The sequence below is a fragment of the Sphingobium sp. R-21 genome (genome assembly GCF_049913335.1).
Classification (GTDB): Bacteria; Pseudomonadota; Alphaproteobacteria; order Sphingomonadales; family Sphingomonadaceae; genus Sphingobium.
The window spans coordinates 555,942-578,740 of the sequence record NZ_CP184374.1; the positions used below are offsets into that span (position 1 = coordinate 555,942).

20 protein-coding genes are annotated in these 22,799 nt (G+C 63.7%); 12 read left to right on the forward strand and 8 right to left on the reverse strand.

Annotation, left to right across the window (positions count from 1 at the left end):
- Positions 1–84: 84 nt before the first annotated feature.
- Positions 85–2,028 carry a putative bifunctional diguanylate cyclase/phosphodiesterase gene (locus ACN9MX_RS02645; protein ID WP_363826591.1) on the forward strand — a complete coding sequence of 648 codons (1,944 nt, stop codon included), beginning with the start codon at positions 85–87 and terminating at the stop codon, positions 2,026–2,028.
- Positions 2,029–2,034: 6 nt separating this feature from the next.
- On the opposite strand, the gene ACN9MX_RS02650 is transcribed toward ACN9MX_RS02645, so the two are convergent.
- On the reverse strand, positions 2,035–2,988 hold the full coding sequence (locus tag ACN9MX_RS02650; RefSeq protein WP_363825324.1) for a crotonase/enoyl-CoA hydratase family protein: 954 nt from the start codon (positions 2,986–2,988) through the stop codon (positions 2,035–2,037).
- Positions 2,989–3,225: 237 nt separating this feature from the next.
- On the opposite strand from ACN9MX_RS02650, the gene ACN9MX_RS02655 reads away from it, so the two are divergent.
- Together ACN9MX_RS02655 and tgt are read left to right on the forward strand one after the other, a co-directional pair.
- Entirely contained in the window at positions 3,226–3,405 is a 180-nt protein-coding gene (locus ACN9MX_RS02655) for a hypothetical protein (RefSeq protein WP_133651770.1), read from the forward strand.
- Between the two features lie 53 nt (positions 3,406–3,458).
- A complete protein-coding gene (tgt, locus tag ACN9MX_RS02660) occupies positions 3,459–4,589 on the forward strand; it encodes a tRNA guanosine(34) transglycosylase Tgt (RefSeq protein ID WP_363826593.1) in 1,131 nt (376 codons plus the stop codon).
- A gap of 56 nt (positions 4,590–4,645) precedes the next feature.
- On the opposite strand, the gene ACN9MX_RS02665 is transcribed toward tgt, so the two are convergent.
- Positions 4,646–6,154, reverse strand: a complete 1,509-nt coding sequence (locus ACN9MX_RS02665) for a sensor histidine kinase (protein ID WP_363735404.1) — start codon at positions 6,152–6,154, stop codon at positions 4,646–4,648.
- Positions 6,155–6,385: 231 nt separating this feature from the next.
- Complete coding sequence (locus ACN9MX_RS02670; RefSeq protein ID WP_363735188.1) at positions 6,386–6,835, reverse strand: NepR family anti-sigma factor; 450 nt, start codon at positions 6,833–6,835, stop codon at positions 6,386–6,388.
- Between the two features lie 155 nt (positions 6,836–6,990).
- On the opposite strand from ACN9MX_RS02670, the gene ACN9MX_RS02675 reads away from it, so the two are divergent.
- From ACN9MX_RS02675 to prsR, 7 genes are all read left to right on the forward strand, one after another.
- Positions 6,991–7,785, forward strand: a complete 795-nt coding sequence (locus tag ACN9MX_RS02675; RefSeq protein WP_133651773.1) for a response regulator — start codon at positions 6,991–6,993, stop codon at positions 7,783–7,785.
- Positions 7,786–7,875: 90 nt separating this feature from the next.
- The gene (locus ACN9MX_RS02680) at positions 7,876–8,010 is read left to right on the forward strand and encodes a hypothetical protein (protein ID WP_363735187.1); all 135 of its coding nucleotides are present in this window, start codon (positions 7,876–7,878) and stop codon (positions 8,008–8,010) included.
- A gap of 116 nt (positions 8,011–8,126) precedes the next feature.
- Positions 8,127–8,783: a sigma-70 family RNA polymerase sigma factor gene (locus tag ACN9MX_RS02685; protein WP_363735186.1), complete on the forward strand. Its 657-nt coding sequence runs from the start codon at positions 8,127–8,129 to the stop codon at positions 8,781–8,783.
- Between the two features lie 48 nt (positions 8,784–8,831).
- Entirely contained in the window at positions 8,832–9,083 is a 252-nt protein-coding gene (locus ACN9MX_RS02690; protein ID WP_363753930.1) for a hypothetical protein, read from the forward strand.
- A 244-nt stretch (positions 9,084–9,327) separates the two neighbouring features.
- Positions 9,328–10,716 (forward strand): TIGR03013 family XrtA/PEP-CTERM system glycosyltransferase, encoded by a 1,389-nt coding sequence (locus ACN9MX_RS02695; protein WP_363753933.1) that lies wholly within the window; start codon positions 9,328–9,330, stop codon positions 10,714–10,716.
- The gene (prsK, locus tag ACN9MX_RS02700) at positions 10,713–12,782 is read left to right on the forward strand and encodes an XrtA/PEP-CTERM system histidine kinase PrsK (protein WP_363825327.1); all 2,070 of its coding nucleotides are present in this window, start codon (positions 10,713–10,715) and stop codon (positions 12,780–12,782) included. The genes ACN9MX_RS02695 and prsK overlap by 4 nt, the downstream gene beginning before the upstream one ends.
- Positions 12,782–14,146, forward strand: coding sequence for a PEP-CTERM-box response regulator transcription factor (gene prsR, locus ACN9MX_RS02705; protein ID WP_363753938.1), 1,365 nt, complete (start codon positions 12,782–12,784; stop codon positions 14,144–14,146). The genes prsK and prsR overlap by 1 nt, the downstream gene beginning before the upstream one ends.
- Before the next feature lie 597 nt (positions 14,147–14,743).
- On the opposite strand, the gene ACN9MX_RS02710 is transcribed toward prsR, so the two are convergent.
- A complete protein-coding gene (locus ACN9MX_RS02710; protein ID WP_133651779.1) occupies positions 14,744–15,088 on the reverse strand; it encodes a GntR family transcriptional regulator in 345 nt (114 codons plus the stop codon).
- Between the two features lie 73 nt (positions 15,089–15,161).
- Positions 15,162–15,740: a nitroreductase family protein gene (locus ACN9MX_RS02715; protein ID WP_363735402.1), complete on the reverse strand. Its 579-nt coding sequence runs from the start codon at positions 15,738–15,740 to the stop codon at positions 15,162–15,164.
- A gap of 242 nt (positions 15,741–15,982) precedes the next feature.
- Here ACN9MX_RS02715 and ACN9MX_RS02720 point away from each other — a divergent pair, with 242 nt between their 5' ends.
- The gene (locus ACN9MX_RS02720) at positions 15,983–17,503 is read left to right on the forward strand and encodes a peptide MFS transporter (protein ID WP_363825330.1); all 1,521 of its coding nucleotides are present in this window, start codon (positions 15,983–15,985) and stop codon (positions 17,501–17,503) included.
- A gap of 7 nt (positions 17,504–17,510) precedes the next feature.
- Here the strand turns inward: ACN9MX_RS02720 and ACN9MX_RS02725 are convergent, their stop codons facing one another.
- Positions 17,511–17,981, reverse strand: coding sequence for an SH3 domain-containing protein (locus ACN9MX_RS02725; RefSeq protein ID WP_363753944.1), 471 nt, complete (start codon positions 17,979–17,981; stop codon positions 17,511–17,513).
- A gap of 118 nt (positions 17,982–18,099) precedes the next feature.
- Here ACN9MX_RS02725 and ACN9MX_RS02730 point away from each other — a divergent pair, with 118 nt between their 5' ends.
- On the forward strand, positions 18,100–19,098 hold the full coding sequence (locus ACN9MX_RS02730; protein WP_363735174.1) for a 2-hydroxyacid dehydrogenase: 999 nt from the start codon (positions 18,100–18,102) through the stop codon (positions 19,096–19,098).
- Between the two features lie 123 nt (positions 19,099–19,221).
- On the opposite strand, the gene trpE is transcribed toward ACN9MX_RS02730, so the two are convergent.
- Together trpE and ACN9MX_RS02740 are read right to left on the reverse strand one after the other, a co-directional pair.
- Positions 19,222–20,724 (reverse strand): anthranilate synthase component I, encoded by a 1,503-nt coding sequence (gene trpE, locus ACN9MX_RS02735; protein WP_363735400.1) that lies wholly within the window; start codon positions 20,722–20,724, stop codon positions 19,222–19,224.
- Positions 20,725–20,749: 25 nt separating this feature from the next.
- Positions 20,750–22,699 carry a peptidylprolyl isomerase gene (locus tag ACN9MX_RS02740; protein WP_363825333.1) on the reverse strand — a complete coding sequence of 650 codons (1,950 nt, stop codon included), beginning with the start codon at positions 22,697–22,699 and terminating at the stop codon, positions 20,750–20,752.
- Positions 22,700–22,799 lie beyond the last annotated feature (100 nt).

A 22,799-nucleotide genomic window follows, 5' to 3' on the forward strand; every position in this document is an offset into this window, starting at 1 on the left:
ACCAAATGGAAATCATGTTTGGGCAATGGTGGTGCCAACGTGTCACGCCCTGGACGAAACTTGATCGCATTCTTGCGCGGGCGCATGACGCCCGACACTCAGCAAAGTGCTGAAGTGCAAGCGAATCTCGTCAAATCTCTCTACGCTTCCCCGGCTTCCCTGATGATCGGCGCGGTCGCCGGCGGTGCGCTTGGGCTGGTGATTGCCTGGCATGCGCACCTCACCGCCATCACCGTGATCGCGATCCTGATCTGCCTCGTCGGCCTCAGCCGGTCGATTTCGGCGGTGTATTTCCAACGACAGCTTGCCCACCAACATAATGTATCGCAGCCTGTCTGGGGATTGGCCTATGAACTGGGCGCATGGGGCTATGCAGCATTATTGGGGATAATGGCGTTCGTCACCCTTCTGTTAAGCGCGGATGCGAAGCTGCATACTCTGAGTGTCTGCCTGGTAGCGGCCTATTCTGGCGGAATTGCAGGGCGGAATGCCGGCCGCGTCCATATCGCCATTGGCCAAACTTGCTTTGCGCTGTTGCCCACCTGTCTCGGCTTGGTCATTTCCGGGGGTCTTGGCTACAGGGTGCTGGCAATAATGCTGTTCCTGATGATTTTTGCCATGGCAGAGATCACCAAGACGACGCATCGCATCGTTGTGGAGGCATTGCAGGGCAAATATGAGAAATCCCAGCTCGCTATCAAGTTCGAGCGGCTGGCCCGGTTCGACAGCCTGACCGGTGTCGAAAATCGCATGGCGATGCAGATGCGGCTGCGCGAATTGTTCGACGGACGACGATCCAGTCACGATCCGATGGCGGTGTTCTGGATGGATCTCGATCGCTTCAAGGAAATCAACGATTCCCTAGGGCATATGATCGGCGACCAGCTCTTGTGCAGGGTCGCCGAAAGGCTGTCTCATGCGCTGGACGGGCGTGGCCATGTCGCGCGTTTTGGCGGAGACGAATTTGTGCTGATCTGTCCGGACGCGGATCGGCAGGATGCGGAACTGATCGCCCGCGATGTCATGACGGAATTCACCCATGACTTCGACGTGGGCGGCTACACGCTGGGCGTGACTGCCTCCATGGGGATAGCCGTAGCGCCGGGCGACGGCAGCGATGGCGACGAATTGCTTCAGCATGCGGACATGGCGCTCTACCAGGCGAAGCATGCCGGGCGAAATCGTCACGCGCATTTCACCTGGTCGATGAAGGAGCGGCAGAACCGGACCTATGAGCTGGAAATGGGTCTGCGCAGCGCCTTGGCGAACAATGAACTTATGCTGCACTATCAGCCGATCTTCGACACGACGACCGGGAAGATCGCGATCTGCGAAGCGCTGATGCGCTGGGACCATCCGACGCTTGGCCGCATTTCTCCGGCGGAGTTCATTCCTATCGCGGAAAGCTGCTCGATGATCGAGCCGATCACTGCCTGGGCATTGGAACGAGCCTGCCAGGACGCGATGGAATGGGATGAGAATGTCCGCGTCGCGGTCAATATATCCCCGGCGCTGATCAAGAGTGACGGCCTGCCCCGTGCGGTGATCGCGGCGTTGATGCTATCGGGGCTGAAGGCTCGCCGGCTCGAGCTGGAAGTAACCGAGTCGATCTTCCTGGAGGATAGCGGCCGGACTAACCTCATCCTGTCCGACCTCCAGCGCATTGGCCTGCGGCTGGCGCTGGACGATTTCGGGACGGGCTATTCCTCCCTCGGCTATCTGCGGGACTATGCCTTCGACACGATCAAGGTCGACCAGAGCTTCATGCGCGGCGTGGATGGCAATTCACGCCATAGGGCGATCGTCCAGTCGGTTGCCTATCTGGCCCATTCTCTGGACGTGGAAACGGTGGCCGAGGGGATCGAGACCGATGATCAACTGCGCTGCGCCCGTGAGATGGGCTTCACCAATGTCCAGGGCTTCGTGCTGAGCCGGCCGATTCCCGCAGCGCAGATACTTGAGATGATGCAAGGTGTTCACGCAGAGACACAAAGTCTGGCATCAACCCAGGATCGTTTGCGCGCCTGAGAAAGGCTATTTGTGAAGCCGGGTCTGGGCTGAAGCCAGACGGCGCATCATCCTGACGTCCTTGATATCGAGCTTGAGGGCCGTGGCCGCCCATTTTTCGACGATATCCTTCAGTTCTGCATATTCCAGCGGATTGACGCGGCGACCTGCCTCGAACACGCCGACATGGCCGGCATGGCGCCTTTGGTTCTCGGCGATATAGTCCCGCACCGCCTGTTCACCTTCGCCGTCATCCACTAGGATGGTGACGATTCCCATATCGGCCATTTCCTCCGCCGAATAGACCTTGCCCGAAAGGATCATGCGTTCTGCCATTCGGTGACCCAGTTTTCGGCCGAGGATGGAATAGGCGCCCATCCCGGGGAAAAGTCCGAACAGCATTTCAGGAAGACCAAAGCGCGCGCTCCGTTCCGCGATGACTATGTCGAAGCACAACAGCGCTTCGAATCCACCGCCCAATGCATCGCCCTGCGCCAGCGCGATCGAGACGACCGGCACGTCGGCATTGCGCCATGCGCGATGCACGACGTCGATGCATGCATGGCCATATTTTATAAGGGCAGGCAAATCGCCACGTTCTATGCAGCTTGCAAAGAGCTCCAGGTCGCCACCCAGATTGAACACGCCGGGAAAGCGCGATCCCAGCACCATATATTTCACCGGAAGCAGGCCATCATCGAACAGGCGACGGGTCTCTGTCTGCCATATTCTGATGTCACGCAGCATCGGCATGCTGTAGTTGGGTCGATCGGAAGGCGTCATGAACGCCCAGAGGGCAGCGGCATCCGCATCCCAGCTTATGTCGATCTGCCCCAGATCGAACATTGTGGAGGTGCCGATTTCCGGTCGTGATATGCTGCTATCTGCCGTTGAGGCGAACACCACATCCTCTGGAACATGGGCGGGCGTCAGGTCGTCCACATGTTCACGCGTGGAATTAAATCGCCCGGAATCAACCATATGAGCCCCCAAATCACCTCTGCGGCCAGCAAAACAGGGTTGCGGGCCTTATGCAATCGCACCCGCGCACATTGTTCTCGAATTAACCAATTAATCGGTAATCGTTGCGAAAATGTCGCGCGAAAACATGTTTCGAAAGGCTTATGGTTGCATCTTTGCAACAAACGCGCCTTGGGAAGAATCGGCAAGAAATCGCTTCAGCCTTTTGTTAACCTTTATTAATTACCCCTCCGAGTCATGAACACGCACCGAACCGACAGGCAGCTTGTGACGCTGCTGCTGCACGACGCGCAAGGGGAGTCATGGCAGCTCAGCCTGGCTGCCGACTGCCTGGGCTTCATCGGCAATTATCGCCGCGTCGAAGGCTTCAACATAGACGCCATCGTGGCGCTGGACGGCTTGCGCAAGAAGGGGTGAACCCCCGCTTTGCGGCCTTGTCTGGCGCGTCTTTGGACCGTACAGCGCGGGTCGTGACCCATTCCCGCTTTTCCTTTTCGATCGCCGCGACTGACGGCAAGGCCCGCACCGGTGCCATCCAGATGCGCCGGGGCGAGATTCGCACACCCGCTTTCATGCCCGTGGGCACCGCTGCCACGGTCAAGGCAATGCGCCCGGCCGAGGTGCGTGCGACCGGTGCCGACATCATCCTGGGCAACACCTATCACCTGATGCTTCGCCCTGGCGCGGAACGCGTGGCCCGCCTGGGTGGGCTGCACGGTTTCATGGGCTGGGACCGCCCGATCCTGACCGATAGCGGCGGTTACCAGGTGATGAGCCTCAGCGCGCTGACGAAGATGAGCGAGGATGGCGTAGCCTTCTCCAGCCATATCGACGGGTCAAGGCATATGTTGACCCCTGAGCGATCGATGGAGATCCAGCGGTTGCTGGACAGCGACATCGTCATGGCCTTCGACGAATGTACGCGGAACGGCTGCACCCATGACGAGGCGGCCAAGTCCATGGAGCGTTCGATGCGCTGGGCGAAGCGGTCGCGCGATGGCTTCGACGCGGGGGGCGAGCATGCCGAACGCGCTGCCTTGTTCGGCATTCAGCAGGGGTCGCTGGATGAGGGGCTGCGGCGGACTTCAGCGGAAAAGCTGATCGACATCGGGTTCGACGGCTATGCCGTGGGCGGCCTTGCGGTGGGTGAGGGGCAGGAGGCGATGTTCGCCACGCTCGATTTCGCCCCCGGCATGCTGCCCGTCGACAAGCCGCGCTATCTGATGGGCGTGGGCAAGCCCGATGACATTGTCGGTGCCGTGGAGCGCGGGATCGACATGTTCGATTGCGTCCTGCCGACGCGCAGCGGGCGCAACGGACAGGCGTTCACATGGGCGGGACCGCTCAATATCCGCAACGCCCGCTTCGCAGAGGACAGGGGGCCGCTCGATCCCCGCTGCGCCTGCCCCGTCTGCGCGACCTGGAGCCGCTCCTATCTACATCATCTGGTCAAGGCCGGAGAGATGCTGGGCGCGATGCTGATGACGCAGCATAATATCCACTTCTACCAGGCGCTGATGCAGGAGATCCGCGACAGCATCGCCGCTGGGCGCTTTGCGCGCTTCGCGGCTGATTTCCGGCGGGATTATCAGCGGGCCTGATGGCCTGACGCCTTCGGAATTCGCGCAATGTGCTGGATGAATGGCCTTCCCGGCGGCTATTGCAGCACGGTGATGGCGATCGCATAGTCGCCGGTGTCGGGGTCATGATCCAGTGGCGCGCGCAACTGGCGCGACAAGCCGGTAAGCACGCGGCCATAGCGTTCCTCCAGCCGCGCGGTCATGTCCGGTGATCCGCGCAGCGCAGGGGACAGGATATGGAGAACCGCCCGGTCCGTCCGGCCCTGTTCCAGCTGCACGGATATGCGCATGGCCGTGCGTGGATCGGACAGCATGGCGAGTTCCACCAGTTCGGTCAGCAGGAAGGCGACCGGCACGGCCACATCCTGGCTGATGTGCAGATTGTCGCTGTCGATCTGAATGCCGAATCGGCGCGCTTCGGCCGGGGCAGTGCTGCGCAGGCTCGCCGACAGTTCGCTGATCAGCGACCGGACGCCGACACCGCGATGCTCCTCCAGCTCCGCATAATGGTTGCGGTGCACGACCGACAGTGCATCGACGCGGCGCTGGATGGTCGCATAGGCCTCGACCGCTTCGGCGTCATGGGCTGATCGCGCATGCAGGTTGATCAGGCTGGCAATGATCTGCAGGTTGTTCTTGACCCGGTGATGGACTTCCCGTGTCAGCTTGCGCTGCGTTTCCAGGCCCTCTGCCATCTCCGCCTCATGGGTGGCGACATCCTCGCTGATGGCGCGGAATGTGTTGCCCAGCGCGACGATCTCCTGCGCCGGCGTGCGGATGCGCCGCATCGGCTCCAGAACTTCGCCCGGCTCATAGGCCGCCACCGTGCGCCGAAGCAGCACAAGGGGCCGGATCAGCAGGCGATTGACGACGAACCAGCCAATGGCCGCCGCGGCGAACCACATCACCAGCGGCAGGAACAGCGACAACATGCGCGCGATCGTGACCGGCGGATCGCGCACGGTCATCGTCAGGACGATGTTGGGCGGGTCGAGCCGGGCGGACAGCGTCGTGCTCCGTCCGCCCTCAAGGCTGGCCGGGTGGGTGATGAGCAGGCTGCGTTCGCCGTCGTGCAAGCTGATCTGCCGGTTCTGCATGGTGCCCGCCGGGTTGGTCATGGTCTCCAGACGGGCGCGAGAATAATAAGCGATGGCGACCACCGCGCCATTGGCGCTCCTGGCCCGGCTGACCAGATAGGGCGAGCCCGGCAGCAGTTGCGCCGCGGCATCGTCGAAGCGGTCCGACAGCGAAAGCCCCGCCGGCTCGGGCAGGCTCGATCCGCAGAACTTCCGGCCCAGCCGGTCGTAGATATAATAGCGGCCCCCGCCACGATCGTGAGACGATAGGAAGTCGGAAAGGCGCGCGCACATCGCCGGATCAAGCCCCGACGTCTCGAAAGCATTGGCGGTCAGCATCAGCGCCGTTCGATCCGACGCAAGGTCGGCGGACAATTTCCGCGCGCTCTGCGTCACCGCGATGCGCAGCAGCGCTTCCTTTTCCAGATCAGTGGTGCGGATCGCCTGGAGCGAGGCCACCAGCGCGATCAGGCCCAGCGGCAACAGCGCCAGCGTCAGGATCAGGAACATCTTGACGCCGGTCGATTGGGACAGGGTGTTCAGTCTTTTGAGCAAGGAAGCGGCGGCCGTTGACGGCGGGCCTGCTTCTGGCGGCGGAGGGGGGCTTTTGTCCATTTATCTGACGCTGAACATCAAACGCCGATCTGTTCGAGGAAGCGTTGCCCGCCTGCCGGATTTTACCAGATGCCCCATGTCCCCTCCGCTTTTTGCCGGCTCCCCGGGTCCGGCCGTCAGGGAGAGTCAGTCGAGCTTGCTCAGAAGGTCAAGCATTTCCGAAGGAATATCCTCATCGACTGCGCGCTGATAGACAGATCGCAGGGCGTTGGCGACCTGCCCCTCGTCCTTCGCGGCCAAGGCGCGCTTCTTTCGGGCGACATTGCCTTTCACACCAGAATCCGGAGTGTTGGTGCCGACATCTTTCCTGTCCCCTCCCGTCACATTCCGTTCCGTCGTTGAAGCAACCAAAACACGTCCCTCTGCAGCCAATGTCATGCCAGCCTGCTCTGTTTGCGGCTTTCCCCGACTGACGTCAATTCGACGTCCGGGAAATAAAAACACAAAATTCCAAAGTTTTTCGAAAAAACCGAACGGCAGTGAAACAAATCGGTGGGTTGTTGGTTCCCTTCGCGAAGCATTTTTTGCCCGCCGCGCGCAGTCGGCGGCGAGAATGGAGGGGATTTGGGCGCTCATGCCTGAAGCTTTTCCATTCTGAAAAGGGGGGCAGGGGGCTTGCCACGTCGGCATCGTCCATCCATCCTCCCGATCCGGCGAATGTTTCGGAATTGGGTTAAGGCATCGCTTTAACATGGGACAAGGCGCCCGATGGGCTGGGAGAAGTTTTACAGATGTCGCTTGGTCAGCAACTGCACCCCCACCTTCCTTTCCTGCGGCGTTATGCGCGCGCGTTGACGGGCAGCCAGGCGCATGGCGACGCCTATGTCCGCGCCACGCTGGAAGCGATCGTGGCGGCGCCCGACGAATTTCCGTCGAATGTCGACCCACGTCTCGGGCTCTACAAGACTTTTCACGCGATCTGGTCGTCATCCCATCTGGAAGACGTGCCGGTGCTGAACGGCGCGGACGGGCAGGAGGCGATCGCGCAGGCGCGGCTTGCCCGCCTCACGCCGCTGCCGCGCCAGGCGCTGCTGCTCACCGCGCTGGAGGGCTTTACCGTCGACGACGTCGGTTACCTGATCAGCCTGGACAGCGACGATGTCGAGGCGCTTGTCAAGGAAGCGCTGGGCGAGATCGAGGCGCAGACCCGCGCCAAGGTGCTGATCATAGAGGATGAGCCGATCATCGCGATGGACATAGAAACCATCGTCCGCGACCTGGGCCACGAAGTCACCGCCATCGCCGTGACGCGGGAAGATGCGGTTCGCGAGGCCATGGCCGAACGGCCGGGCCTGGTGCTGGCCGACATCCAGCTCGCCGATGATTCGAGCGGCATCGACGCGGTAAAGGACATACTGGCCGAATTCTCCGTGCCGGTGATTTTCATCACCGCTTTCCCCGAACGCCTGTTGACGGGCGAGCGGCCGGAGCCGACCTTCCTCATCACCAAGCCCTTTCAGCGCTCGACGGTCAAGGCCGCGATTTCGCAGGCGTTGTTCTTCGACGAAGCCACCGCCCCGGCCTGACATTCAGGTCGGCGTTCGAAATAGGCTGGAAAAAGGGGAACCCCCGTCCGCGACTCGCGTTATTGATGCGTAACGATCGGGAGAGACTCCATGGCCGAACAGGAGCGGCACATTACGACGGAAGAGGCCCGTGCGGGCTCCACGCCGCATGTGGTGCGATATATTCTCGGCGTTTCGCTGACACTCGCGATCATCGTGATGATTGTGATATTGTGGGGCTATTGAATGCTTCTGCGGCAATTGGTCCTTGAGAAGAAAAAGATTGGGATGCGGGCGGACATATGGCTTTGACGACTTCCGTTCATGCAGCGAGGGCGACAGCCGGTGAAGGGGTTGTTTCCATGAGCGAAGGCGTAGGTCAGGATGTTGAGCGGGAGACGCTGTCCGACACGGACTTCAAGCGGGAACTGGCTGCCGTCATTCCCCATCTTCGCGCCTTCGGCCGATCGCTGTCGGGCAATCGCGACGTTGCCGACGACCTGGTGCAGGAAACGCTGCTGAAGGCATGGGCCGCGCGCAGCCGCTTCCAGGCGGGCACCAACATGCGTGCCTGGACCTTCATCATCCTGCGCAATCACTATCTGTCGCAGATGCGCCGTTCCCGCTTCCGGGGCGACTGGGATGATCTGGCGGCCGACCGCCTGCTCGCGGCGCCCGCCGGACAGGACAAGCATGTTGAACTGTCCGACATGCAGCGCGCATTGCTGCAATTGCCGCAGCCCCAGCGGGAGGCGCTGATCCTGGTCGGCGCGGGTGGCTTCGCCTATGAGGAGGCCGCCGAAATCTGCGGCGTTGCCGTGGGCACGATCAAGAGCCGCGTGGCGCGCGGTCGGGCCGCGCTCGAACATATATTGGAAAATGGCGAACTGCCGTCACGCCGGAGCCAGGAAAGCAGCGAGGGCGCCGTACTGGACGAGATCATGGACGATGTGGACAGATTGAGCCGCGGCCGGGAAGTCAGGGAAGGCAACGCAGATACCGACTCCGATCCCGATTGATCTGTGCTATACTCTCCACCTCGGCATACGAGGATCAGGAGAAGGAGAATGGACGGAGGTCGTGACGACGAATCCTTCGGGCCGGGGTCCTTGCCACGCCGGTCACGGGGGAGCCTGATCATATTCCTGCTGGTCGCCATCGCCCTCGTGCTGGCAATCGGCTTCTTCTACATGACCAAGGAACGCGATACGAGCCGCACCGACGCGTTGACGCAGGCGGTGGACTCTGTCGACAGCGCCGCCCATGTGGTGGGCGATGCTGCCAGGAACGCGGCCGACACCCTCCACAAGCGCAATTGATCGCCCCGCGGCATCCAGCCGTGCGGTGGAGCGCGTTGCGCCTTTATTGTCATTCGTAACAAGCGGAAAACCGGTTCCCATTTCCAGCGCGCTGTCGCGGGCGAAAGGCCCGCAGCGATGATGTCGTTCAGAAAATCTTTGTGATTGTCGTGCATTCTGCCGGCCAGTGTCGGATTTTCTTACAGTGCCTGTAAGATGATCCGGCCATCACCTGCCCGCAGGGCGCAGCGGGAACGCGCGACGAATGATCAGATTGTTCAAACATTATGTGCCGCACGCTGTTCTGCTGCTCGGCCTGTTGGACTTCATGCTCTTGATGGCGGCGGCCGAGGGCGGGTGGATCCTGCGCGCGCGCCAGATCGGCATGGACGTCGATCATATCGCGACTCGCATCGCGCCGTTGCTCAGCTTCAGCATCGCCATCCAGACCGCGATGATCGCGGTCGGCGTCTATGGGCCGGAGGCGCTGCAATCGATCCGCTACGCGCTGGCGCGCCTGCTGGTGGCGATTTCGCTGGGCGTGCTGTTCCTGTCGGTCATGCATTTCCTGCTGCCGGACATCACCCTGTGGCGGTCCAATTCGCTCTATGCCATGGGGCTTTCCATTGCCCTGCTGCTGGGGATCCGCATTCTTCTGGGCTCGATGCTGGGTGGCGAGGCGTTCAAGCGCCGTCTGGTCGTGCTGGGCGCGGGCAATCGCGCCGACCGCATCCGCGAGATCGAGCAGCGCAAGGGATCGGGCTTTCTTGTCGTCGGCTATATCGCCATGAACGATGGCGTGCAGGTGATCCCGGAGGCGATCAACCGCAGCGCCATCTACAATCTCGCCGATTTCGTGGTCCGCCTGGCAGCGAGCGAGGTCGTGCTGGCGCTGGAGGAACGGCGCAACGCCCTGCCGCTGGGCGACCTGCTGCGCATCAAGACCACTGGCGTCCATGTGAACGAGATCTCCACCTTCCTGGAACGGGAAACCGGCCGCGTCGACCTGGACAGCGTGAATCCGAGCTGGCTGATCTTCTCCGACGGCTTTTCCGCCGGTCGCCGCCTGTCCAGCATCGCCAAGCGGCTGTTCGACGTGATCGCCAGCTCGATACTGCTGCTGCTGACCGGGCCCATGATTCTGCTGGCCGCGCTGTTGGTGAAGCTCGACAGCAAGGGGCCTGCCTTTTACCGCCAGCAGCGCATCGGCCTCTATGGCGAGGAATTCTGGATCGTGAAGCTGCGCACGATGCGGCAGGATGCCGAACTGTCCGGCCAGGCGGTGTGGGCGGAAAAGGATGATCCGCGCATCACGCGCCTCGGCTATTGGCTGCGCAAGCTGCGCATCGACGAACTGCCCCAGACCTGGACCGTGCTGAAGGGCGAGATGAGCTTCGTCGGGCCGCGGCCCGAACGCCGCCAGTTCGTCGAGGATCTGGAACAGCATCTGCGCTATTATGCGGAACGCCATATGGTAAAGCCCGGCATCACCGGCTGGGCGCAGATCAACTATCCCTATGGCGCATCGATAGAGGATGCCCGCAACAAGCTGGAATATGATCTTTATTACGCCAAGAACTACACGCCGTTCCTTGATCTGCTGATCCTCATCCAGACCCTGCGCGTCGTGCTCTGGCCAGAGGGGGCGCGGTGAGCAGCCTGCTGCACTTCATCGGGGACTGGGGTCATGCCCTGGCCGCCGTGCTGTTCGCGGCGCTCGGCATCTTCGTCCTGCGCCGCCGGGACGACGCAGCCGAACAGCGCCTGCTGGCGGCCGCGCTGTTGCTGACCTCCTGCTGGTCGCTCTATGTTTCCTTCGGCGGGGTCGAAAAGCCGCTGACCGGCATTGGCGAGAATATCCGCAACGCTGCCTGGCTGCTGCTGCTCTTCGCGATGATGCGCCGGAACGGCGCGGCGCGGGGCGAACCCCTGTTGGCGATCGGCTCGGTCTACGCCGCCGTGGCGGGGATCATCCTGCTCCAGACATTTACCGATCTCATCTGGCGGCAATTGCCGACATCGAGCGATCTGCACCGCGCGCTTCTTCACGTCTCGCTGGTGCTGCACATGATGACCGCCATCGGCGGGCTGATGCTGGTCCATCACCTCTATGTCAGCTGGCCGGCGCGGGAAAAGGAACGGGTGGCGCTGCTGCTGGGCGCGCTGGCGGCGATGTGGACATATGACCTCAATCTCTATGCCATCGCCACCTTTGCCATCGATCGCGCGAGCGACCTTTATGCCCTGCGCGGGGCGATGATGGCGCTGCTGGCGCCGGTGATCGGGGCGGGCATGCGCGCCGACATGGCCGGACGGCTGCAACTGTCGCGCGCGCTGACCTTCCAGTCGCTTTCGCTCGCGGCGATCGCGCTCTACGTCGTGGTGCTGGCTGCTGCGGCGGTGCTGCTGGAACTGGTCGCCGGCCCCTATGCGCGGGTCGTGGAGATCGGCTGCGTCTTCTTCCTGGCCGTCAGCGCGCTCGTGCTGCTGCCCTCCCGCCGGCTGCGCGCCTTCTGGAAGGTGCAGGTGGCCAAGCATTTTTTCCAGCACCGCTATGACTATCGCACCGAATGGATGCGTTTTGGCGACACCATAGGCCGTCCGGGCGACAATGCCCTGCCATTGGGGGAACGGGTGGCGAAGGCAGTGGCCGACATCACCGATTCTCCCGCAGCGCTGCTGATGCTGCGCGCGGATGACGGCGCGCTGGCGTTCGAAACGCACTGGAACTGGCAGGGCGAGAGGCCTGACGGATCGGTCGTGCCCGCGCCGCTCGCCGCCCTGATCGAACAGAGCGGCTGGATCATCGACATCGACCGCCCGCCTTCGGGTGCCGGGGAAATCAGCGCGCCGGGCTGGATGAGCCTCGACCGCCGCGCCTGGGCGCTGGTGCCGCTGATCCATTTCGGCCGGCTGATCGGCGCGATCCTGCTGGCCCGCCCGCCGATCGACCGGCGCCTGGACTGGGAGGATTTCGACATGCTGCGCGCCGCCGGACGGCAAGCGGCCAGCTATCTGAGCGAGGCGCAGGGGCAACAGGCGCTGGACGATGCCCAGCGTTTCGAGGAGTTCAACCGCCGCTTTGCCTTCATCATGCATGACGTCAAGAATCTGGTGAGCCAGCTTTCCCTGCTCACCCGCAATGCGGAGCGGCACGCCGACAATCCGGATTTCCGGGCCGACATGGTGCTGACGCTGAAGGAATCGGTGGGCAAGATGAACGATATGCTCGCCCGCCTGTCGCAGCATAACAAGGGGCGTGCGGAGGAACCCCGTCCCATGGCGCTGCGCGATGTGGCGGAACAGGTCGCGCGCACCCGCTCGCGCCAGCATGAGATAAGCGTGACCGGAGACGCGCCGCCCGTAATGGCCGATCCTGCGCGGGTCGAACAGATCGTCACCCACCTGCTTCAGAATGCGATCGACGCCAGCGAGCCGCAAAGTTCCGTCGAACTGCGGTTGTCCGCCGATGACCAGGGCGCTTCGCTGGCGGTGATCGACCAGGGCCGGGGGATGACCGCGGAATTCATTCGCCGCGAACTTTTCAAGCCTTTCTCCTCCAACAAGGCGGGGGGCTTTGGCATCGGCGCGTTCGAGGCGCGGGCGCTTGCGCAGGCCATGGACGGGAGCATCGATGTGGAAAGCAAGCCCGGCGTGGGAAGCCGGTTCACGCTGCGCCTGCCCTTGGCGCAACAGGATATGAGGGGGAAGGCCGCCTGATGAGCGACACGCGACCGAAATTGCTGATCGTGGAGGATGATCCGGGCCTGCAGCGGCAATTGCGCTGGGCCTATGAGGAATATCAGCTCTTCATCGCCGGCGACCGCGAGGAAGCGATCGAGATGCTGCGCGAGCAGGCGCCCGATGTGGTGACGCTGGACCTCGGCCTGCCGCCTGATCCCGACGGCACCAGCGAGGGGTTCGCGACCCTGGCGGAGATCCTGCGCATCAAGCCGGATACCAAGGTCATCGTCGCTTCCGGCCATGGCGCGCGGGAAAGCGCGCTTCAGGCCATTTCCGGCGGCGCCTATGATTTTTACCAGAAGCCGGTCGATATTGACGAGCTGGGGCTGATCGTCCGCCGTGCCTTCCACGTCCATGCGCTGGAGCGGGAAAATGCCCGGATGGCCGAAACCGCGCCGGAAAGCGGGCGCGTGCTGGGCCGGCTGATCACCGCCGCGCCGGAAATGATGAAGGTCGCGCGCACCATAGAGCGGGTGGCGGCTGCGGACGTTTCCGTCCTGCTGCTGGGGGCAAGTGGAACCGGAAAGGAATTGCTGGCTCAGGGCCTGCATGATGCCAGCCCGCGCCGGGAAGGGGCCTTTGTCGCGATCAACTGCGCGGCGATCCCCGAAACCTTGCTGGAGGCAGAGCTGTTCGGCCATGAGAAGGGCGCCTTTACCGGCGCGATCAAGACCGTGCCGGGGAAGATCGAGCAGGCGCAGGGAGGCACCCTCTTCCTGGACGAAGTGGGTGACATACCGCTCGCCTTGCAGGTCAAATTGCTGCGCTTCCTGCAGGAGCGGGCGATCGAGCGGATCGGCGGACGCCAGCCCATTGCGGTCGACACGCGGATCGTCTGCGCCACGCATCAGGATGTCGACGCCATGATCGTCGCGGGTACCTTCCGCGAGGATCTCTATTACCGCCTGGCGGAGATCGTTGTGCGCATTCCCGCGCTCAGGGAGCGGCCGGGCGACCCCGCGCTGCTGGCGCGACACTTCCTGCGCCGCTTCGCCAAGGACATGAATCCGCAGGTCAAGGGCCTTGCGCCGGATGCACTGGCGGCGCTTGACGCATGGGGTTGGCCCGGCAATGTGCGAGAGCTGGAAAACCGCATGAAGCGCGCGGTCATCATGGCGGACGGCAAGCACGTCACCGCCGCGGATCTCGACCTCGACGGAGATCGCGCCGAAGGCGGCGATGCGGTGAACCTGAAGGCGGCACGCGAAATGGCGGACCGCCGCGCGATCCGCCGCGCCATCGCCCGGACGGACGGCAACATATCAGGCGCGGCAAAGATGCTGGGGATCAGCCGGCCGACGCTCTACGACCTGCTGAAGCAATATCAGATGCAGAATTGAGGGCGTTCCCCGCTGTGCGGACCGACTGATCTGGGTGGATTGCGGACTGTCGGCTTTTGGTCGGTATTCGTTGAAAGCGGACCTCATAGGCAGGGCCCGTTAGAACCCCATCTGTCGCTATGAACTGATATCGGCAAACGTTGCCGGGCCTGCGTCCAGATCAAACTCATTTCCTGTTGGATAAGCTCTAATTCTGCCCTGTTTCGCGCTTCTTCGTCCTTTGGTGCATCCGCATGTAAAAGTGTAATTGCAGCTTCACGCTTTGCCCCGCACCTCACTATCGCGGCTGCCATAGCTTCAACCGGCGATCCAGGTGGAGCCTCATCCTGTCGGCTACCTATTAAGCACTTTTTATATTCGGTCAGAGAGTTAGTTGGCGGCAGCGGCGACGCAGACGCTGCTAATAACAAAATGAATATCGTCATCCCACACCGTCGCCATTCTGTAGACCCAAAGGTGTCCACAGTTTTGAGGTAACGACGGATGTCGGGAAAGCAAAAACTGTCTGCGGACGGCGATTTCTGGTCGTTTGCCGACATCCCGAATTCATCCACCCGGCCCGGCCTTCCGCCCCTGCCCGGCACAGAATGCCGATCCCTAGACCCGCTCGACCCCCAGATCGGCCGCGCTGATCCCCAGTCGCCTGATCTGCTCCGCCACGGGCGGCCAGACGGTTTCCAGGAAGCGCATGCGCTCGGCCTCCCGCAGTCGCCGGGTAGCGCCGTCGGCAACGAACATGCCCACGCCGCGCTTCACCACGATCAGTCCATCGTCCTGAAAGCATTGATAGGCCTTCGCCACCGTCAGCGGATTGGCGCCCTGCTGCGCGGCAAGCGCGCGCACCGACGGCAGCATGTCTCCGTCGCGAAATTCCCCGTCCAGTATCGAAGCGGCGATGATCTCCCGAAGGCGGAGATAGACGGGTTTTGTATCGTCGGCCATGGGTGCATCAGTGCCATAATACAGCGGTGCGCGTCAAGCGATGGCCTTACCTAATACCCCGTCAATCCTGTAACTATCTGTCCCAGACCGAAACTATATTGTCATATTCTGGCCGGGGCCGCTCGTCCTGCGGCCGGCCCGGCGTGCCGATGAAGATGAAGCCGGCAATCCTTTCCTGCCCCTTGGCGAAAGCCGCGCGCACATCCTCATTATAGCTGGCCCAGCCGGTCAGCCAGCCGCCCGCAAATCCCAGGGCATGGGTCGCGTGAAGCAGGTTCATGATCGCGGCGCCCGCCGAAAGCTCCTGTTCCCACAGCGGGATCTTGCTGCCCTCCACCGGCGCGGAAAGCGCGACGACCAGTGTCGGCGCCTGGTGCGCGAACTGGTGCATGGCCTCTATCTCCAGCCGCCCGGCATCGGGCTTCTCGGCGCGATAGGCCCGTTCGAGCAGCGCTGCCAGAGCGTCACGCCTTTCCAGCGGCACGATGACGAAGCGCCATGGCGCCAGCTTGCCGTGATCGGGCGTGCGCTGCGCGACTTCCAATATCGTGCGAAGCTGGTCTTCGTCCGGTCCCGGCGCGATCAGGTCGCGCGGCTTGCCGGACCGACGGGTCTGCAGGAGCGAGAGGGGGGAGCTGCGATCATTGAACATGCTGGCCCAAATGGAGCGGCGGAGACGATGACGCAAGGGCATGGCCGCTCTTTGACAGATGAATAATTCGGGCTCTAGAAGAGCAGGTGCCGGTCCGGCCTTGTCGGCTCGGCTGCTCCAGATGTTTGTTTTGCAGTGTTTTCCCGGCGGCAGATGATTCCATCCGCCCGGAAAATGCTGCAGGCTGGGGCCGACCAGGGATGCCCTTCGCGCGTCCGCAACAGGATAGGATAAGGGGCCGGATGGCGACCTCAGTTTCAAATGCCGACGCACCGGGTAAGGGCAAGACCTGGCTCGGCCATCCCCGCGGGCTGTTCCTGCTGTTCTTCGTGGAAATGTGGGAACGTTTCTCCTTCTACGGCATGCGCGCGCTGCTGATCTTCTACCTGACGCAGCATTTCCTCTTTTCCGACCGCGACGCCAGCCATGCCTATGGCGCCTATATGTCGCTGATCTACATATCCCCGCTGATGGGCGGCTATCTGGCCGACCGCTATCTGGGCCAGCGCAAGGCGGTTCTGTTCGGCGGCGTCGTGATCGCCATCGGCCACCTCATCCTGGGCATGGAAAGCGACGATGCGGGCGCCATGGGCCTTGGCCTGTTCTGGCTCGGCCTGGCGACGGTGATCACCGGCACGGGTTTCCTGAAGTCCAGCGCGTCGGCGCTGGTGGGACAGCTTTATCCGCGCGACGACATGCGGCGCGACCCGGCCTATACGATCTTCTACATGGGCATCAATGCCGGCGCGACCATCGGTCCCGTCATCTGCGGCTATCTGGGCCAGACATGGGGCTGGCACTGGGGCTTCGGCGCGGCATCGGTCGGCATGATCGCCGGCGTCATCGGCTTCATGCTGTGCAAGCCACTGTTGCAGGGAAGGGGGGAACCCCGCGATCCCGATCATCTGAAGGAACGGGTCGGCGGCATCGTCAGCCGCGAATGGCTGGTCTATCTCTCCAGCCTGGCGTCGATCGGGCTGTGCTGGGCCCTGATCCAGAACCATGTGATCGTCGGCTGGATGCTTGCCGTGGCGAGCGCCGCGGTCGTGCTGTACATCCTGTGGGAAGCCTTTGGCCGCATGGAGCGGATCGGTCGCGACCGGATGCTGGCGGCATTGTTCCTGCTGGTCATCAACCCGCTTTTCTGGGGTCTCTATGAACAGACCGGATCATCGCTCAGCCTGTTCACGGACCGCTATACGGATCGCAACATATGGGGCTTCAATGTTCCCGCATCGATGTTCCAGTCGGTCAACGCGGCCTATATCCTGATGTTCGGACCCGTGCTGGCGGGTTTGTGGATATGGCTGGCGAAGCGGGGATGGGAACCCTCCACCCCGGCCAAGTTCGGCATCGCGCTTACCCTTGTCGGTGCCGGTTTCCTCATCCTGGTGACGGGGGCCGGCGCGCCCGGCACGCTCACGCCGGTGCTGTTCATCTTCCTGCTCTACCTTTGCCACACGCTGGGCGAACTCTGCCTGTCGCCGGTCGGCCTGTCCGCCATGTCGAAACTGGCGCCCTCGCGCATGATCGGCCTGATGATGGGCATCTGGTTCCTGGCCATGGCTCTTGGCGAATATGCCGCCGGGCTGATCGCGGCCGCCACGGGCGGGGAGGGCGGTGCGGCCTCCCGCGGCGATGTGCTGGCGGTCTACGGGACGATCGGCTGGTGGTCGGTGGGCGCGGGGCTGGCCGTCATGGCGCTGGCGCCCCTGGCGAAGCGCCTGATGCATGCCGACCGCTTCGATCAAGAGGGCGAATAAGGCCGCGCTACTGCGTCGCGCCCCATATGTCGCTGGCGCGGACGAAGCCCTTCTGGCCGCCGACGTCGAATGCGCACCAGCCCTTGCCGCAGGAGGAAAGCCGCCCCACCACGCCCTTCTGCGCGCGGAACAGGGCGCGGGCGTCGTCACTGGGGGAATCGCGCATCGGCGCGATGTCGGCGGTGACGATGGCGGTCGGCGTATCGCTCAGCAAGCGGACATGCATCCACCCCTGCGTGCCGGTCGAATCCTCGACCTTGCGCCACAGGCCCAGCACCTGCACCACCTTCACCGGCAGGTCGCGGCGGCGATAGACCCAGTTTGACGGGTAATCGAGGCTGGGGCCGACCCGCATGCGTGCCTCCGCCTGCGTCAGCGAAGCCCAATAGGGCACCGGCTTCGCTGGCGTGGCCCATGCTCCGCCCGCCCAGCACAGCGCCGCGACCATGCCCGCGCCCAGATAGCCCTTCATGCCCATATCGTCCCCATCATCTGACCGCCCGACCATAGCCGTTCGCGGCCGCCAGCGACAACCGCTCTCTTGCGCATATGGATAAGCGCTTGACCATCGTCCTCACGGGGAATAGCGGCCAGACATGGCCAAGAAACCGCGCCCCGCCACGCCGCGCGTCATTGTCACGCGCCGCCTGCCTCCCAATGTCGAGGCGCGCATGGCCGAACTGTTCGACACCGTCTTCAACATCGGCGACGTGCCGATGGACCGGCCAGCGCTGACCCGCGCCATGGCGCAATGCGACGTGCTGGTCCCCGCGGTCACCGACCAGATCGACGCCGCGCTGATCGATGCGGCGCCTGAACGGCTGCAACTGATCGCCAGCTTCGGCAGCGGCGTCGACCATATCGACCTCAATGCCGCGCGGAAGAAGGGGATCATCGTCACCAACACGCCCGGCGTTCTGACCGAGGATACGGCGGACATGACGATGGCGCTGATCCTGTCGGTGCCGCGCCGCCTGGCGGAGGGGGAGAAGCTGGTGCGATCCGGCGCGTGGACCGGCTGGAGCCCCTCGGGCATGCTGGGGCATCGCATCGGCGGCAAGAAGCTGGGCATCATCGGCATGGGCCGCATCGGCCGCGCCGTCGCCCGCCGCGCGGCGGCCTTTGGCCTGTCCATCGCCTACCACAACCGCCATCGCCTGCCTTTCGAGGTCGAGCAGGAATTGCAGGCCCATTGGCACGAGGATGTCGATTCCCTGCTGGCGGCAAGCGACATCGTGTCGATACATTGTCCGCTCAATGCCGACAGCCGGGCGATGATCGATGCCCGGCGGATCGCGCTGATGCGGCCCGATGCCTATCTGATCAATACGTCGCGGGCAGAGATCACGGATGAATCCGCCCTGATCGGCGCGCTCGCGGAAGGACGGATCGCGGGGGCGGGGCTGGACGTCTACACCCATGAGCCGGCTGTTGATCCGCGCCTGCTGGACCTTTCGAACGTCGTGCTGCTGCCGCACATGGGGTCCGCCACCATCGAAGGGCGCGACGCCACCGGAGCACGGGTGATCGCCAATATCCGCAGCTGGGTCGATGGCCATCGACCGCCCAATCAGGTGCTGGAAGGCTGGGTCTGATCCGGTCGTTGCGATAGCGAATTACAGGCGGCAGCCGGTTCTGGTCCCCCAGCTCTGCCCGGTTCAGGGAACCGCGAATGTCAGCGACGGACTACTCGCTCCCCGCCGTCGCCCATCCAACTTTTATTGCCCAAATCCCGAAGCACGGGCCAGCGTCACGGCTTCCCGCGCGGCCGCGAGCAGTGCGCCGCTTTTCGCCTCGCATTCCCGCTGCTCATATTCCGGCGTCGAATCCGCGACGATGCCGGCGCCCGCCTGCACGTGCATCACCCCGTCCTTGAGGACCGCCGTGCGCAGGACGATGCAGCTGTCCATATTGCCGTCCGGCCCGAAATAGCCGACGCCGCCGGCATAGGCGCCCCGCGTTTCCGGCTCCAGTTCCGCGATGATCTCGCAGGCCCGCACCTTGGGCGCACCCGACACCGTGCCGGCCGGAAAGCCCGCGAACAGGGCATCCAGCGCGTCCTTGCCGGGTGCCAGCCGTCCTACCACGTTCGACACGATATGCATCACATGGCTGTAGAATTCGACGCTGTAGCTGTCCGTCACCGTCACGCTGCCCGCCGTCGCCACCCGGCCCACATCGTTGCGGCCCAGGTCCAGCAGCATCAGATGTTCCGCCCGTTCCTTGGGATCGGCCAGCAGGCTTTCGCGATTGGCCGCGTCCTCGACGGCATTGCGGCCGCGCGGACGGGTGCCGGCGATCGGCCTGATCGTCACCTCGCCGTCACGCGCCCGGACCAGGATCTCCGGGCTCGACCCGATCAGGGCGAAGCCGGGCAGGTCGAGATAATAGAGGAAGGGCGAGGGATTGATCCGTCGCAAGGCCCGGTAAAGCGCGATGGGCGGCAGGGTGAAGGGACTGGTGAAGCGCTGCGCCAGCACCACCTGGAAAATGTCGCCCGCGACGATATAGTCCTTCGCCTTCTCGACCATCGCGGCATAGCGCCCGGGTTCCAGCATTGGCGTCACCGCGACATCGGCGATTTCGGCCGGGGCGGTCTGTGCGGGCAGGGGAGCCGCCAGCCGCGCGGCGACGGCGTCGATCCGTTCCAGCGCCTGTTCGACGGCGCGGTCGGCATCGGCAAAACTGCCCTTCCAAACGGGCGCGACCAGGAACAGCGCGTCGGCCAGCCGGTCGAACACCAATATGACGGTCGGCCGCACGAACAGCATGTCCGGCAGCGCGATCGAATTTTCGGGAGGACGCGGCAACTTCTCCACCAGCCCGACCGTCTCATAGCCGAAATAGCCCACCAGACAGGCCAGGGCGGCGGGCAGGACGGGGTCAAGCTCCGCCCGGCATTCCGCGACCAGCGCCCGCAGCGCGTCGAGCGCATCGGCCTCTTCCGGCACGAAGGCATCCCGATCGGTCGCCCATTGCCGGTTGATCTCCGCCGCATGACCCTGCGCACGGAAAACGAGGTCGGGGGCCAGGCCGATCAGGCTGTGACGGCCCCGCACCGCCCCGCCTTCGACCGATTCCAGCAGGAAGTCGCCGCGATCGGCCTCGAACAATTTGAGCGCGGCGGAGATCGGCGTATCGGTGTCGGCAATCTGGCGCCGCCACACCAGCGCGGATTGTCCCGCCGCCAGTGCCCTGCGTGCGCTTTCTATGCCGTCCATTGCCGCCGGTCCCCCTGCGCCCATCTTACTGACCGCTGCCATTGGCGCTGACCAGGGCGCGCTGGACGGAGGCGACGGCATTGGCATTGCGCTTCACGCCCAGTTCCTTCTCGACCGCGCGCTCGAACTGCTGGTCATATTCCTGGCCCACCACTTCGCTGAGCTGGTCGCGAACCTGATTGACCAGCGCCTTGTCCGTGCCCGCATCGCCGCGCTTGATGCCGTTCAACTGCACGACGAAATAGCCGCGATCCTGCCCGGCCGGCAGCGTCTTCACGCTGTTGGTCGCCATGGTGAACAGCATGGCCACTTCCGCGGGGGGACGCTGGCCGTCGCGCATGATGTCGGCACGGCGCCCGCCCACCATCTGCGGCTTGGGCAGGGCGATGCCGGCGGAGGCGACCGCCTGGTCCAGCGTCATGCCCTTGGCGACCTTGGCGCGGATCTGCTCGGCCAGCACCTTGGCCTTTTCATTGCCCTGGGCGAGCTTGTACTGCATCGCCACCAGCGGCTTGACCTTGGCAAGCGGCGGCGGCGCAGGGGCCTGTATGTCGCCGGGCGCAACCAGCGCATAGCGCTTGTCCGCCGCGATCGGCACCAGTTGCGCGTCATCGTCCTGGCTCATGCCGAAGACAGGGGCAAGCAGCGGCTTGACGTCGGCCGGCACCTGATAGGCCGCATCCTCGACCTGCTTGCCGGAGGAAAGGAGGAACGGCGTCGTTTCCAGCTTCAGGCCATTGTCCTTCACCACTTCCTCGAAGCTGCCGCCATTGGCGATCTGATCCTCGATCTTGCCGGTGAAGTCGTTGAGCAGCCGCTTCTCATTCTGGGCGCGTAGCGTGGTGACGATCTCGTCCCGCGCGGCGGCCAGGGCACGGGCAGGGGTCGTCCTGACCGCCGTGACCCGCAGCAGCACCCAGCCCAGCGACCCGCGCAGCGGCCCGATCAGATCGCCCTGCTTCGCGGCAAAGCCCGCATCGGCGACGGAGGCGGACGCTGCGGCGGCCAGCTTCTCGCGGCTCTGGTCGGCCAGTTCGGCGACCGAAAGGCCGGCCGATTGCGCCGCTGCGGCGAGCGACTTGCCGCCCTTCACCTGTTCCGCGATCGCCTTTGCCGCCGCCTGCGTCGGCAGGATCAACTGCTCGAAGCTGCGGCTTTCCTTCGCGGCATAGACGGTCTTGTTCTGGTTGTAATAGCCCGCGATCTCCGCATCGCTGGGCTGTGCCGCCTGGGCGAAGCGTTCGGCGTCGATCACCGCATAGCGGATGCGGCGCTGTTCCGGGATCGTATAGCGCGCGGCATTCTTCTTGTAGAAATCGCCGAGTTGCGCGTCGGTCGGCTCCGCGATGTCCATGAACGCCGTCGCGGGGACAAGGGCGATGGTGCCCTGACGCGCCTCCAGCAGCAGCGAGGCATAGGGCAGCACCAGGGAATCGGTCAGCTTCACGCCCAGTCCCAGCGGCGCCAGCATCTGCCGCTCCAATATCTCGCGGCTGATGTCATCGCGCAGCGCCTGCTCGGTGATCCGCTCGCGCAGCAGCAATTGCCGGAAATTTTCCTGGCTGAAATTGCCCGCTGCGTCCTGGAAGGCGGGAATCTGCGCGATCTGGGCGTCGACGAGCCGCTTGGAGATATGCACCTTCTGGTCGCTCGCATATTCCTTCAGCGTCAGGGACGCGACAAGCTGGTCATAGACCTGCGCCGCGCCGCCCTGCGCCAGGAAATCGCCGATCTGCAACCCCGGATTGGACCGGCGCGCATTTTCGAACACGCGCTGCACACGGTCCTGGAATTCGGTCATGGTCAGGCGCGCGCCGCCTGCCTTGGCGGCGGTTTCGCCGCCTCCAAGGGACGATCCGAACTTGCCGCTCGTAATGTCCCCCATGATGAAGGCGGCCGCGATGATCCCCAGGAATATCAGCGCAGCAAAGGCGCCGAATTTGGAGTGGATGAAACGGCGAAAGACTGAAAGCATGGAGGAAAGTCCGTAAAAGCGGCTTTGATGGCGGCCCGCTTTAAGGGCGGATCGTCGCGCGGGCAAGGGGCGCTGGGGCTGCAAGGCTGGACAAATGGCC